The organism is Arthrobacter sp. Y3223151 (assembly GCF_059091125.1).
This window is the reverse complement of record NZ_JBNHGI010000008.1, coordinates 50,535-63,385: the sequence shown is the minus strand read 5'-3', so window position 1 is coordinate 63,385 and position 12,851 is coordinate 50,535. Positions and strand designations below refer to the sequence as shown.

General features: G+C 68.7%; 12 protein-coding genes and 3 tRNA genes. 12 read left to right on the top strand and 3 right to left on the bottom strand.

Annotated elements, in window-relative coordinates; all coding sequences use genetic code 11:
* Nucleotides 1-10: 10 nt before the first annotated feature.
* Nucleotides 11-1,192, bottom strand: a complete 1,182-nt coding sequence (locus tag AC5RUP_RS12195) for a sensor histidine kinase (protein WP_494131729.1) — start codon at nucleotides 1,190-1,192, stop codon at nucleotides 11-13.
* A 125-nt stretch (nucleotides 1,193-1,317) separates the two neighbouring features.
* Here AC5RUP_RS12195 and AC5RUP_RS12190 point away from each other — a divergent pair, with 125 nt between their 5' ends.
* The 3 genes from AC5RUP_RS12190 (at nucleotide 1,318) to AC5RUP_RS12180 (ending at nucleotide 4,059) form a co-directional block, all read left to right on the top strand.
* Nucleotides 1,318-2,382, top strand: coding sequence for a 3-isopropylmalate dehydrogenase (locus tag AC5RUP_RS12190; RefSeq protein ID WP_494153717.1), 1,065 nt, complete (start codon nucleotides 1,318-1,320; stop codon nucleotides 2,380-2,382).
* A gap of 64 nt (nucleotides 2,383-2,446) precedes the next feature.
* Nucleotides 2,447-3,550, top strand: a complete 1,104-nt coding sequence (locus AC5RUP_RS12185) for a branched-chain amino acid aminotransferase (RefSeq protein ID WP_494153718.1) — start codon at nucleotides 2,447-2,449, stop codon at nucleotides 3,548-3,550.
* 134 nt (nucleotides 3,551-3,684) lie between these two features.
* A complete protein-coding gene (locus tag AC5RUP_RS12180) occupies nucleotides 3,685-4,059 on the top strand; it encodes a DUF1304 family protein (protein WP_494153719.1) in 375 nt (124 codons plus the stop codon).
* Nucleotides 4,060-4,163: 104 nt separating this feature from the next.
* On the opposite strand, the gene AC5RUP_RS12175 is transcribed toward AC5RUP_RS12180, so the two are convergent.
* Both AC5RUP_RS12175 and AC5RUP_RS12170 read right to left on the bottom strand, forming a co-directional pair.
* On the bottom strand, nucleotides 4,164-4,784 hold the full coding sequence (locus AC5RUP_RS12175; protein WP_494153720.1) for a hypothetical protein: 621 nt from the start codon (nucleotides 4,782-4,784) through the stop codon (nucleotides 4,164-4,166).
* Nucleotides 4,785-4,847: 63 nt separating this feature from the next.
* Nucleotides 4,848-5,279, bottom strand: coding sequence for a DUF7793 family protein (locus AC5RUP_RS12170; RefSeq protein ID WP_494158585.1), 432 nt, complete (start codon nucleotides 5,277-5,279; stop codon nucleotides 4,848-4,850).
* Between the two features lie 205 nt (nucleotides 5,280-5,484).
* Here AC5RUP_RS12170 and AC5RUP_RS12165 point away from each other — a divergent pair, with 205 nt between their 5' ends.
* From AC5RUP_RS12165 to AC5RUP_RS12125, 9 genes are all read left to right on the top strand, one after another.
* Complete coding sequence (locus tag AC5RUP_RS12165) at nucleotides 5,485-6,276, top strand: MBL fold metallo-hydrolase (protein ID WP_494153722.1); 792 nt, start codon at nucleotides 5,485-5,487, stop codon at nucleotides 6,274-6,276.
* Between the two features lie 63 nt (nucleotides 6,277-6,339).
* A complete protein-coding gene (locus tag AC5RUP_RS12160) occupies nucleotides 6,340-7,113 on the top strand; it encodes a fumarylacetoacetate hydrolase family protein (protein WP_493986890.1) in 774 nt (257 codons plus the stop codon).
* Between the two features lie 4 nt (nucleotides 7,114-7,117).
* Entirely contained in the window at nucleotides 7,118-7,318 is a 201-nt protein-coding gene (locus AC5RUP_RS12155; protein WP_494153723.1) for a hypothetical protein, read from the top strand.
* 56 nt (nucleotides 7,319-7,374) lie between these two features.
* Nucleotides 7,375-8,874, top strand: a complete 1,500-nt coding sequence (gene gltX, locus AC5RUP_RS12150; protein WP_494153724.1) for a glutamate--tRNA ligase — start codon at nucleotides 7,375-7,377, stop codon at nucleotides 8,872-8,874.
* Between the two features lie 142 nt (nucleotides 8,875-9,016).
* Nucleotides 9,017-9,088 (top strand) — tRNA-Gln (locus AC5RUP_RS12145).
* Between the two features lie 63 nt (nucleotides 9,089-9,151).
* Nucleotides 9,152-9,224, top strand: a tRNA-Glu gene (locus AC5RUP_RS12140).
* 50 nt (nucleotides 9,225-9,274) lie between these two features.
* Nucleotides 9,275-9,350: transfer RNA gene (locus AC5RUP_RS12135), tRNA-Glu, on the top strand.
* Between the two features lie 111 nt (nucleotides 9,351-9,461).
* Nucleotides 9,462-11,240 carry a dynamin family protein gene (locus AC5RUP_RS12130; RefSeq protein WP_494158584.1) on the top strand — a complete coding sequence of 593 codons (1,779 nt, stop codon included), beginning with the start codon at nucleotides 9,462-9,464 and terminating at the stop codon, nucleotides 11,238-11,240.
* Nucleotides 11,237-12,847, top strand: coding sequence for a GTPase (locus AC5RUP_RS12125; protein WP_494158583.1), 1,611 nt, complete (start codon nucleotides 11,237-11,239; stop codon nucleotides 12,845-12,847). Before AC5RUP_RS12130 ends, AC5RUP_RS12125 begins: the two co-directional genes overlap by 4 nt.
* Nucleotides 12,848-12,851 lie beyond the last annotated feature (4 nt).

Genomic DNA, 12,851 nt, shown 5'->3' with positions numbered 1-12,851 from the left:
TGCCCGGGGCTCAGGCTTCGGTGTAGGGGATGAAGGCGCGGACGCGGAATCCGCCGCCGGTTTGCGGAACGGCCTCCACGGTTCCATCGTAAAGCGCCAGCCGTTCGGTCATTCCCGTCAGGCCCTGCCGGCTGCCGGCGGTGGCGGGATCGGCGGCGGCGCCTCGACCGTCGTCGTCAATGTGCAAGCCGAGCCCGCGGGCCGTCCAGTGCAGGTGGACCTGGGCGGAGGCTTCCGGACCGGCATGCTTGAGGACATTGGTCAGGCCTTCCTGCACCACTCGGTAGGCCGTCAGCTCGGCGCCGGCCGGCATCGGGCGCCGTGGCTCGCCGGACTGTTCCAGCTGCACCGTGAGCCCTGAGCGCCGGACGGTTTCCACGAGGGTTTCCACATCGGCCAGGGCGGGCAGCGGCCGGGTGGACGCGACCTCGTCTCCGCGCAGTACCCCCAGCAGCCGGCGCATGTCCCGCAGCGAGGTTCGCCCGGTGTCCGCGATGGTCGCCAGGGTATCCGTGGCAACCGCCGGGTTCTGTGCGCTGGCGTACCGGGCGCCGTCGGCCTGGGTGATGATCACCGAGAGCGAGTGCGCCACAATATCGTGCATCTCGCGGGCTATGTGGCTCCGCTCGTCGGCGGCGGCGAGGTCCCGCTCCTGCTGCCGCTCCACCTCCAGCCGGCGGGCCCGGTCCTCGAGCGCCTGTACGGTGAGCCGGCGGTTCCGCACCAGGTCGCCGAAGGTCCAGCAGACCAGCACCACGGCATCAATGGCCACGAGCGCGATCAGGTAAAACGGTGCCGTGCCCGCGGTGAGCGGCTCGGTGATCATGTACCGCACCACGTAGAGGGCACCGCCCAGCAGCGCCAGCACCAGTCCGCCAAGGCTCGCCCAGCGCGGTCCGTAGGCTGCCAGCGAGTACACCGTGGCCAGGACAAAAATGTGGGCCGGGACCGGCTCGGCCAGGAGCGCGACGTTCAGCAGCGCGGCAACGGCCATGGCCACGCCGGATTGCCACGGGCGCGTCCGCCGCCAGGCCAGCGGAATGATGAGGAGGGCGGAGAGGATAAACGGTGCCAGGCTGCCCATCGCCACGTAGGACAGCGGCAGCACGGCGAACGCCGCCAGCATCAGGATCAGGTCGACCTTGCCGGTGTTGGCCTGGAGCCAGCGGTAGATGTTGTGGTGCATGCCCATGACGGAAAACTCTAGGCTGTGGAGACCGCGGTCCGCGTCATGCCCAGGTCTGAGCCTCGGGCAAGAATGTTCACATTCTGGGACGGTTTGCCCAGAATGTGGAATGGTTTCCTAAACTTGAAGCCATGAGCGCAGCAGCGAAGGCATTCTCCCTGGCAGTCATTCCCGGCGACGGCATCGGACCGGAGGTCGTGGCGGAGGCGGTGAAGGTCCTCACGGCAGCCACTGCCGACGGTGGCGCCACCTTCGACCTGACCGAGTACCCGCTGGGCGCCGAGCACTGGCTGGCCACCGGCGAGACCCTGCCCGAGGAGACGCTGGAGCGGCTCCGCAAGCATGACGCGATCCTCTTCGGCGCCGTCGGTGCCGCCCCCGGCGACACCCGGATTCCGTCCGGCGTCATCGAGCGGGAGATGCTGCTCAAGCTGCGCTTCTCCCTCGACCACTACGTGAACCTGCGCCCGGCCAAGCTGCTGCCCGGCGTCCCCAGCCCGCTGGCAAACCCGGGCGAGGTGGACTTCGTCGTCGTCCGCGAAGGCACCGAAGGGCCCTACGTGGGCAACGGCGGCGCCCTGCGCGTGGGCACCCCGCACGAAATTGCCACCGAAGTCTCGGTCAACACCGCCCACGGCGTGGAGCGCGTGGTCCGCGACGCGTTCCGCCGCGCCTCCGCCCGCCGCAAGAAGCTCACCCTGGTGCACAAGCACAACGTGCTGGTCCATGCCGGGCACCTGTGGCGGCGCACCGTGGAGACGGTCGGCGCCGAGTTCCCGGACGTCGCCGTCGACTACCTGCACATCGACGCGGCCACCATCTTCATGGTCACCGACCCGGCCCGCTTCGACGTGATCGTCACCGACAACCTGTTCGGCGACATCATCACCGACCTGGCCGCCGCCATCACCGGAGGCATCGGCCTGGCAGCGTCGGGCAACATCAACATGGACCGCACCGCGCCGTCCATGTTCGAGCCGGTCCACGGCTCGGCGCCGGACATCGCCGGCCAGCAGAAGGCCGACCCCACGGCGGCCATCCTGTCCGTGGCCCTGCTGCTGGAGCACCTGGGCCTCGCGGACGCGGCCGCCCGCGTGCAGCAGGCGGTGGAGCACGACGTCGCAACCCGGGGGAGTGCCTCCCGCACCACTGCCGAAATCGGCGATGCGATCACCGCCGCTTTGGCAGTAGGGTAGTTAACGGTTACTAACCAGAATCATTATTTGACGCACAAGGGCGTGCCCTCACCGCGGAGGAACCATGACTGAACCCCTCGAATTTAGCCAGCAGCTCTCGGAACGTCCGAAGAGCGCCGAGGAGCGCGCCGCCATCTTGGCGAACCCGGGCTTCGGCAAGCACTTTACGGACCACACGGCCGTCGTCGACTACAGGGTCGACGCCGACGGCAAGGGCAGCTGGTCGAATGCGCGGATCGAGCCGTACGGGCCCATCATGATGGATCCGGCCGCCGCGGTGCTGCACTACGGCCAGGAGATTTTCGAGGGCCTGAAGGCCTACCAGCACGACGACGGATCTGTCTGGACCTTCCGGGCCGAGGCCAACGCCGCCCGCCTGAACACCTCGGCGCGCCGGCTAGCCCTTCCGGAGCTGCCGGAGGAAACCTTCATCGAGTCCCTGCGCCAGCTGGTCACCACCGACAAGGCGTGGGTTCCCTCCGGCGACGGCGAGGCGCTGTACCTGCGTCCGTTCATGATCGCCACCGAGGCGTTCCTGGGCGTGCGCCCCGCCCACGAGGTGTCCTACCGCGTGATCGCCTCGCCGGCCGGCAACTACTTCGGCGGCGAGCTCAAGCCGGTGTCCATCTGGCTCTCCGACCGCTACTCCCGCGCCGGCGAAGGCGGTACCGGCGAGGCCAAGTGCGGCGGCAACTACGCCGCGTCCCTGGCCGCGCAGCTGGAAGCCGAAGCCAACGGCTGCCAGCAGGTGCTGTTCCTGGACAAGTTCAACGACAACGCCATCGAAGAGCTCGGCGGGATGAACGTGTTCTTCGTGTTCAAGGACGGCAGCCTGGTCACTCCGGAGCTGAACGGCCACATCCTGCACGGCGTCACCCGTTCCTCGGTGATCGAGCTGGCCAAGGACCGCGGCCTGGACGTGCAGGAACGCAAGATCACCATCGACGAATGGCGCGACGGCGTGGCAGCGGGAGACATCACCGAAGCCTTCGCCTGCGGCACGGCCGCCGTAATCACCCCGATCGGCGAGCTGAAGGCCGACGGCTGGAGCATCGCCTCGCCGAGCGCCCGGTCCGGCGACGTGTCCATGTCCATCCGCCAGGAGCTGCTCGGGATCCAGACCGGCGCCGTGGAGGACTCCCGGGGATGGCTCACCCGCTTGGCCTGACCGCCCCTGGCCTGACCACCCGCCTGGCCTGACCGCCCGCTTGGCCTGACCGCCCGCCTGGCCTGACCGCCTTCCCCGCCTGCCTGGCTTAAATGCCGCTTCCGTTCGGGCATCGGCCGGGCCACACTGGGTCCATGACGGTGGCGGCGTACGTCCTGGCGGCGCTCTTCGGAGTGATGTTGATTGCCGTTGGTGCGGCGGAGGCCTTCTTCTACCGCGACCAGCGCTTCCACCGGTTGTTCCTCATCCGGCAGGAGGACGTGGGCGCGGTGCGGCTGTGGACGATCAACGTGGGCTTTTACAACATGGTCTGGGGGCTGGGCGCCCTCGCCGGCGTGATCATCGCCGCCGGCGGCAGCCCGGCCACCGGCGAAACCATCATCGTCTTCACCTGCATCGCCCACGTGATCCTCGGGGCCGTGCTCTGGTTCTCGGAACGCCGCCTGTGGCAGAGTGCGCTGGCCCAGTCGGTCCTGCCGCTGGTGGTCCTGCTCCTGTTGTTCCTCTGAGTCAGGACTTGTCCCTCTGACTCAGGACCACGACGGCGGGGCTCACCGTCCGGGCCCGCCCACCTTCCGGGGGCCCCTCGGGGAGCCCCCGGAAGGTGCTGCGGCTAACGCTTCCGGGCGGCTGCCTTGCGCTCGGCGGCCTTCCGGGCCTTCTTCGAGACCGGCTTCAGCGCCTTGCGCTCGGCCTCTTCGGCGGCGATCCGGTTCTTGCGAGCATCCACCAGGTCGTTCCACAGCGCGGTGGCAAAGCTGCCGCCGTCCCGCGCGTAGACCTCATACGGGAACGAAGCGAAGATCCCGGCCGGCGTCGCCGTCCCCGGGAGTTCCTTCCCGCTCTTCAGCGCGTAGGCGTCGCCGAGCGCCCAGGTTTCCGACAGGAAGCGGGCCAGGTTCTCGCGGATGAACACATTGGCGTCCGGGGCGTCGGCAGCCTGTTCCAGCAGTGCCTGCAGCCGGGAGGACGCCAGGGCCGCTGCGGATTCGGCGGCATCCGCGCCGCCTCCGGCGGCGGCCTCGAGTTCGGCGGAGAACTCCTGGACGGCGGCTTCCCAGTCGGTCGTCTCGCGGTTTTTCTGCCAGGTGGGGAACCACACAATGTCCCCGTTGGCGTGGTTATGGATGTGCTGCATCCCGCTGTTGCGCTCGGCCACCGCGTGGTCGTGCTCGGCCACGTCATATTCGGCCAGCAAATCGGCCAGGGACGTGGTGTTCTGGGTATCCGCCATGGAGTTTTCCTATCCTGCAGCTGCAAATGGTTCCATCAAGGGCAACCCAGCCGCAGTGCGGACTTATTCCGTCTCCACCGCGGCAAGGCGTCCGGCATGTGTCGCCAGCCACTGACGCGCCTCGGCCTCGTCGTCAAAATATCCCGTCGGGAAGTCATCCTTCGCGAGAATCCGCACGAAGAAGCTGGCGAGCACCCGATCGACCGCCCCGTTGCCGAGCACCGCGAGGGCAACGCACGGCGTGAAGGTATCTGCGATCAGCCGCGCCTCCGGAGTCACCCAGCGCACGCCGGCCATTTTCAGCAGCACCGCTACCTGCCGGTCCCCGGCGACGTCGAAGAGGTGGTCGACGATGTGCTGCGCGAGCTCGGCACCGACGCTGAGGCCGCGCCGGACACTCAGCACCAGGAGGCCATCCCGGCCAAGCTGCACGTCGTACTCCGAGTGGACTTCCGCGAGCACTGATCCCCCATCCGGCCGGGAAGATGCGCGCATCGCCCGGCCCTCGTCCGGCCGCCGTTGGCGGGACTGCAGGTGCCTAGCGTAGCGAACAACGTCAAGCCGCCGGTATGGGCCCGGCAAGTGTGACGGACGTTATGCGGCGAGTGTGAGGGATGCCGTCCGGCCCGGCGGGAATGACGACGGCGGCGGCCGCCTCCCCGGGGCGCCGGCCTGCGGCGGGGGGGCGGGGAGTGCGAGGATGAATCCTGTGACCGCTGAACAGAATCTCTCCCTTGTCCGCAGCAGTGAGCTGACCCGGTACCGGCTGGCCCCCAACCCGGGGCCGATGAGCCTGGACGGCACCCAGTCCTACCTGATCGCCGCCCCGGGAAACGGGGGAGTGGTAGTTGTCGATCCCGGGCCGCTGGACGAGCAGCACTTGGCTGAGCTGGCGGCGGCGGGACAGGTGGAACTGGTCCTGATTACCCATCACCACATCGACCACACCGAAGCGAGCGAACGCTTCCACGAACTGACCGGCGCTCCCGTGCGTGCCCTGGACGAAGCACTCTGTTACGCCGCCGAACCGCTGCGGGACGGCGAGGTGGTTCGGGCGGCCGGCGTCGATATCCGGGTGCTGGCCACGCCGGGCCACACGGCGGACTCGGTGAGCTTCCATCTTCCCGACGACGGACCCCACGGCTCGGTGCTCACCGGCGACACGATCCTGGGCCGCGGCACCACCATCATCGCCTACCCGGACGGCAGGCTCGGCCCGTACCTGGATTCGCTGGCCCGGCTGGAACTCCTCGGCCCGGCGAAGGTCTTGCCCGCGCACGGCGGCACGCTGCCGGACCTTTCGGCCATCTGCCGCGAGTACGCCGGCCACCGCCGGCTCCGCCTGAACCAGATCCGCGCCGCCCTGGAGCACCTCGGCGCCGACGCGACCGTCGGCGCGGTCACCGACCATGTCTACGCCGACGTCGACCCCGCCGTCCGCTTCGCCGCCGAATCCTCCGTCGCCGCCCAGCTCAAGTACCTGCGCGGATGAGCGGTGCGGGTTCGGGCCCGTCCCGTTTGAAATCCGCGGGCCGGAAACCAGTAGGCTAAACCCATGCGCATAGCCCGGTTTGTCCTTGAATCCGACCCCCAGTACGGCATTGTCGAAGGCGAGGAGGGGAGCGAACAGATCACCGTCATCGCCGGCGACCCGTTCTTCAACGGCATCCAGCCCACCGGCGCCCAACACAAGCTCGAGGACGTGCGGCTGCTCGCCCCGATCATTCCGCGCAGCAAGGTGATCGGCATCGGCCGCAACTACGCCGACCACATCCAGGAAATGGGCAACGAGACGCCGGCCGCCCCGCTGATGTTCCTCAAGCCCAACACCTCGGTGATCGGCCCGAACGAGCCGCTGGTCCTGCCCGAATTCTCCGACGAAGTCTCCTACGAGGCCGAACTCTGCGTGATCATCGGACGGATCTGCAAGGACGTCCCGGTGGAGCGCGTGGACGAGGTCATCTTCGGCTACACCTGCGGCAACGACCTGACCGCCCGGGACGCGCAGCGCACCGACAACCAGTGGGCCCGCGCCAAGGGATTCGACGGCTCGGCCCCGCTCGGCCCGTGGATCGAGACCGAACTGGACACCGAAGACCTGGCCATCCGCGGCCGGCTCGACGGCGAGCTGAAGCAGGACGGCAATACCTCGCAGATGATCTGGGGCGTCAAGGAACTGGTCTCCTACGCCTCCCAGGCCTTCACCCTGCTGCCCGGCGACGTCATCATGACCGGCACCCCCTCCGGCGTCGGCACCATCGAATCCGGCCAGCGCTACGAGGTCGAAATCGAGGGCATCGGCACCCTGTCCAACACCGCCCGCCGCTGATCCCATGCCGGCACGCCGCCGCTCGTTCGGAGTCTTTGCGCTCGGATCGCTGGCCACGTTTTCCGTGGCGGCCCGGGCCACCCACTACTGGGGCGGCCCGGACTGGCTGTCCGGGACGTTCCTGGCGGTCGGCATCCTGTTGGCGCTCTATTACCTCTACCGATACACCGCCGGTTGGCGCCGGAAGAAGCCGCGCAAGAAGTAGCCGGGCCTCCGGCCCGGCAAGCGGCAGTGGCTCGGCAGACTAAACTGGAGCACATCATGACTACTGCTGCTGCCATCCCCACTGTCGACGACGAAACTCCTGTCCGTGTGCGCTTCTGCCCGTCTCCCACGGGCACGCCGCACGTCGGACTGATCCGCACCGCCCTGTTCAACTGGGCCTACGCCCGGCACACCGGCGGCACCATGGTGTTCCGGATCGAGGACACGGATGCCGCCCGCGACAGCGAGGAAAGCTACCAGCAGCTGCTGGAAGCGCTGAAGTGGCTCGGCATCACGTGGGACGAGGGCGTGGAGGTCGGCGGGCCGCATGAGCCGTACCGCCAGTCCCAGCGCGGCGACATCTACCAGGACGTCGTCGCGAAGCTCAAGGAGGCCGGACACCTCTACGAGTCCTACTCCACCCCGGAAGAAGTCGAGGCCCGGCACAAGGCCGCCGGCCGCGACGTCAAGCTGGGTTATGACAACTTCGACCGGGAGCTGACACAGGACCAGATCGCCGCGTTCAAGGCCGAGGGGCGCGAACCGGTGCTGCGGGTGCGGATGCCGGACGAGGACATCACCTTCACCGACCTGGTGCGCGGGGAGATCACCTTCAAGGCCGGCAGCGTGCCGGATTTCGCCGTCGTCCGCGCCAATGGCAAGCCGCTCTACACGCTGGTCAACCCGGTGGACGACGCGCTGATGGGCATCACCCACGTCCTGCGCGGCGAGGACCTGCTGTCCTCGACTCCTCGCCAGATCGCGCTCTACCGGGCCTTGGTGGACATCGGCGTGGCCCGCTACATGCCGTTGTTCGGCCATCTCCCGTACGTGATGGGCCAGGGCAACAAGAAGCTTTCCAAGCGCGATCCCGAGTCCAACCTGTTCCTGCACCGGGAACGCGGTTTCATCCGCGAAGGCCTGCTCAACTATCTCTCCCTGCTGGGCTGGTCGCTGTCCGCCGACGAGGACATCTTCACCATCGACCAGATGGTGGAAGCCTTCGACATCCACGACGTGCTGGCCAACCCGGCGCGCTTTGACCTGAAGAAGGCCGAGGCGATCAACGGGACCCATGTGCGCCTGCTGGAGCCCGGCGACTTCAAGCTCCGCCTGATCCCCTACCTGCAGCATGCCGGCCTGGTCGGGGAGTCGTTGACGGAACGCGAGCAGATGATCCTGGCCGACGCCGCACCGCTGATCCAGGAGCGGATCACCCTGCTGGGCGAGGCCCCGGAGATGGTGGCGTTCCTCTTCAAGAACGACGACGAGATCGAGGTCGCCGACGATGCGCGCAAGGGCCTGCCCGAGAACCTGACGGAGGCCTTGGACGCCGCGCTGGCCGCGCTGGAGCCGCTCGAGGAGTGGACGGCAGAGAACATCCAGGCGGCCCTGCGGTCGGCCTTGGTCGAGGGCCTGGGGCTGAAGCCGCGGCTGGCCTTCGGGCCGGTGCGCACCGCCGTCTCCGGCCGTCGGATTTCGCCGCCGCTTTTCGAGTCCATGGTGATCCTGGGCAAGGACTCCTCCCTGGCGCGGATCAAGGCCTTCCGCGGCTGAGCGCGGCCCGAGCGACGCGCGGCGGCACTGCCGCGCGTTGCTCGTTTTGCACTTTCGAGCAGGCATCCGGTAAAGTAATTACTCGTGCTGAGGCGCTAGGGAATGGGCAAGAGCCCGTTTCCAACGGCTCCGAAAGTGCCAGTGGGATATGGTGTAATTGGCAACACAACGGTTTCTGGTACCGTCATTCTAGGTTCGAGTCCTGGTATCCCAGCGCTACAGTCTCCGCTTCGGCGGAGACTGGATTGTGTGGAGCGAAAACTCCACGCAAACCTACGGCCCCATCGTATAGCGGCCTAGTACGCCGCCCTCTCACGGCGGTAACGCGGGTTCGAATCCCGCTGGGGTCACGGTCCGGCAAGGACAAGGCAGTGCAGGCCTTCAACTGCGCAAGCTATGCGGCCCCATCGTATAGCGGCCTAGTACGCCGCCCTCTCACGGCGGTAACGCGGGTTCGAATCCCGCTGGGGTCACCAACAGCCGGTCCCGGACATCCCGTCCCGGACCGGCTTTTTGTATGCCCCGAAGAACCAGGCCCACGGCCCGCCGTGGCAGGGTTGGCGGCTCCTGCTGGCATGATAGGAACCGTGACAAGCAGGTTGCCCGAGGGCCAGGACAGGGGAGCGGCGGACGCCGTCGTGCTCCTGGAACAAAGCCGCGGCTCGCTTAAAGCGATCCAGTTGCCGCTGGACGTTCCCGGCGCCGCCGCAGCCCGCGGCGCCATCGCGGCCGCCATTGCCCAATTGAATGACTACATCCTGCCCCGCTACCGCACGCTGGAAGCCCCGCTGCTGGCAGTCGTGGGAGGATCCACCGGCGCCGGGAAATCGACGCTCGTGAACGCGGTGGCGGGCTTCCCGGCCACCCGTGCCGGGGCGATCCGCCCCACCACGCGCCAACCCGTCCTGCTGCACCATCCGGGCGACTCGGCCTGGTTTTCCGATCGGCGGATCCTGCCCGGCCTCAGCAGAATCACCGGAAGGCCGGCGACGGACGCCGCCGACGGGCAAGTCCCCAATCCGGAACCGGCCGGCGAACCTGCCGGAACTTCGCTGGTGTTGCTCGCCGACAGCAGCATTCCGGCGGGCATAGCGTTGCTCGATGCGCCGGATATCGATTCGATTGCCGACGAGAACCGGCGCTTGGCGGGACAACTGCTGGCCGCCGCCGACCTGTGGATTTTTGTTACCACGGCCAACCGGTACGCCGATGCCGTGCCGTGGGCGCTGCTCCTGGACGCCGCACAGCGGGACATCGAAGTGGCGGTCGTCCTGGACCGGGTGCCGGAAGAAGTTGAGCGTGAAGTCCGCGCCGACCTGGCCGGTCTGCTGCAGCGGCAGGGTCTCGCCGCGGCCCGGCTGTTTGTCATCCTCGAGTCCCGGCTGGACGAACAGGGCATGCTGCCGGCCGGCGCCGTCGATCCCCTCCGCGCGTGGCTCCAAGAACTCGCCGCGGACGCCTCCGGCCGCGCCGACATCGCCCGGCGCACCCTCGGCGGGGCGGTGCGCTCACTGGCCGCGACGGTCGGGGCGGTCGCCGACGCCGCCGATGATCAGCATGCCGCCGGCCAGCGACTGCGCAAGGTCGTGGAAGACGCCTACGAGGCGGCGACCACGCGGGCTCTCGCCGCCACGGAGGACGGAACGCTCCTCCGGGGCGAGGTGTTGGCGCGCTGGCAGGACTTCGTCGGCACCGGGGAATTCTTCCGGGGTATCGAGAGCGGCATAGGCCTGCTGCGGGACCGGATCGGCGCGTTCTTTTCCGGCAAACCCGCTCCCTCCGTCGAAGTCGAGGAAGCCATCGAGTCCGGGCTGCAGGCCGTCGTCGTCGAGGCAGCGGCCGCCGGGGCGGAGGAGGCCGACACGCGCTGGCGGACGGACCCGGCCGGGCAGGGGCTGCTCGGACGCGAAGACCTGTCGACCCCCAGCGCGGGCTTTGCGGATGAAGTAGCGCGTGAAATCCGGGCGTGGCAGGCAGACCTGCTGGACCTGATCCGCAGCGAAGGCGAAAGCAAGCGCTTCACCGCACGCATGCTCTCCTTCGGAGTCAACGGCCTCGGGGTAGCGCTGATGGTGGCGATTTTCGCGGCCACCGGAGGGCTGACCGGTTTGGAAATCGGCGTGGCGGGCGGAACGGCCGTAGTGGGCCAGAAGCTGCTGGAAGCGGTCTTCGGCGAGGACGCCGTACGCAGGCTGGCGCGCAAGGCCCGCGCCGAGCTGCAGGAGCGCACGCGCAGGCTCATGCGCGCCGAAGCGGAGCGCTTCCTGTCCCGGATCCCGGACGTGCAGGAGGCAGGGACCCTGCGCGAACTGGCAGGGCGGCTGCAGGTCCTGGGGGCAAAGACAGACACGGGAGCCCCGGATTGAGCCGCCACCGGGGCCAGCCCGAAACCTCCCTGTTGCAGGCACGGCTGGATGCCCTGAACACGGCCGCCGAGCTCGCCGCGGGAGTGCTGCCGGAAGCGGAACTAGCACCCGTCACCGAGGTCCTGGAACGGGCCAGCACCCGCCGTTCCCTGTCTGCCGAGCACACCGTGGTCGGCTTTTTCGGTGCGACCGGCAGCGGAAAGTCCTCCCTCTTCAACGCCGTATCCGGGACGCGCCACGCCACGGTGGCGGCACGTCGCCCCACCACGTCGGAAGCAATGGCGGGAATTTGGGGAACGGCCGGCAGCGAACCGCTGCTGGACTGGCTGCAGGTGGCCAACCGGCACGTGGTGGAGGACGGGTCCTTCGCCGGGCACGGCGGCCTGATCCTGCTGGACCTGCCGGACTTTGATTCCACCGCCGTCGAGCATCGCGCCATTGTGCAACGGTTCGCCGGCCAGGTCGACGTACTGGTCTGGGTGCTGGATCCGCAGAAGTACGCCGATGCCGCCGTGCACCAAGGATTCCTGCGCCCGCTGGCCTCCCACGATGCCGTAACGCTGGTGGTGCTGAACCAGGTGGACCGGCTGGCCGAGGGACAGCTGCAACCGGTACTGGGTTCGCTGAGGGAGATTTTGCTGCGGGACGGGCTCGCCCGGGTGGATGTCTACCCGGTCTCCGCGAAGACGGGGACCGGCCTCGACGAGCTGACGGCAGCCATCACGGCCTTCGCCGACAAGCGGCAGGCCGCAGCGGAGCGGCTGCTCGCCGACGTCAGAAAGGCAGCCCGGGCCCTGGCCGTTGAACCCGAGGCGGAGCCGGCAGGCGTCAGCAAGGCGTCCAGGAGCGTGTTGGCCGAGCAGTTGGCGCAGGCGGCAGGCGTGGAAGCGATCAGCGACGCCGTGGGCGCCTCGTACCGGCGGCGGGCGCATGCCCGGACCGGCTGGCCAGCGGTCCGCTGGCTCGGAAAGCTGCGCCGCGACCCGCTCAAGCGGCTCAACCTGGACCGCAAGGACGTGAATCCGCTGCTGAACCGCTCGTCCATGCCGGCGCCGGGTCCCGCCCAGCGGGCGCAGGCCGACAAGGCTATCCGTCAGTTCGCCGACCGCGCCGGTGAAGGCGCCGACGCCCCTTGGCGCGCGGCCATCCGCCGGGCAGCACGATCCGCGGAGGAGACGCTTCCGGACGACCTGGACCAGGCCCTGGTCGGTACGGACCTGCGCTCCGACCGCGCGTCGTGGTGGTGGCCGGTTTTCGGGCTGCTCCAGTGGCTCGCCCTCGCCGCCGCCTTGGCCGGAGCGCTCTGGCTCCTTGGCATCGCCGCCCTGGGTTACTTGCAGTTTGCGGTCCCCGAGACGCCCACGGTCGAAGGCTTCCCGGTGCCGACCTTGTTGCTGGCCGCCGGGATCCTCGCCGGGGTGGTGCTGGCGCTGGCATCGGGCGTGATCGCACGATTCGTGGCCCGCGCCAGGGCCGCAAAGGCGCGACGGCGGCTCCGCGACTCGGTTGCGCGGGTGGCGGAAGAGCGGGTGGTCCGGCCGGTCGAAGAGGCAGTGGCCCGGCACCGGGACTTCAGGCGGGCAGTGCTGACGGCGTCGGGCGAATGACATC

Coding starts and splice junctions, on each gene's coding strand:
- AC5RUP_RS12195 (WP_494131729.1), bottom strand. CDS start 1,192: ATGGGCATGCACCACAACATCTACCGCTGGCTCCAGGCCAACACCGGC.
- AC5RUP_RS12190 (WP_494153717.1), top strand. CDS start 1,318: ATGAGCGCAGCAGCGAAGGCATTCTCCCTGGCAGTCATTCCCGGCGAC.
- AC5RUP_RS12185 (WP_494153718.1), top strand. CDS start 2,447: ATGACTGAACCCCTCGAATTTAGCCAGCAGCTCTCGGAACGTCCGAAG.
- AC5RUP_RS12180 (WP_494153719.1), top strand. CDS start 3,685: ATGACGGTGGCGGCGTACGTCCTGGCGGCGCTCTTCGGAGTGATGTTG.
- AC5RUP_RS12175 (WP_494153720.1), bottom strand. CDS start 4,784: ATGGCGGATACCCAGAACACCACGTCCCTGGCCGATTTGCTGGCCGAA.
- AC5RUP_RS12170 (WP_494158585.1), bottom strand. CDS start 5,279: ATGCGCGCATCTTCCCGGCCGGATGGGGGATCAGTGCTCGCGGAAGTC.
- AC5RUP_RS12165 (WP_494153722.1), top strand. CDS start 5,485: ATGAATCCTGTGACCGCTGAACAGAATCTCTCCCTTGTCCGCAGCAGT.
- AC5RUP_RS12160 (WP_493986890.1), top strand. CDS start 6,340: ATGCGCATAGCCCGGTTTGTCCTTGAATCCGACCCCCAGTACGGCATT.
- AC5RUP_RS12155 (WP_494153723.1), top strand. CDS start 7,118: ATGCCGGCACGCCGCCGCTCGTTCGGAGTCTTTGCGCTCGGATCGCTG.
- gltX (WP_494153724.1), top strand. CDS start 7,375: ATGACTACTGCTGCTGCCATCCCCACTGTCGACGACGAAACTCCTGTC.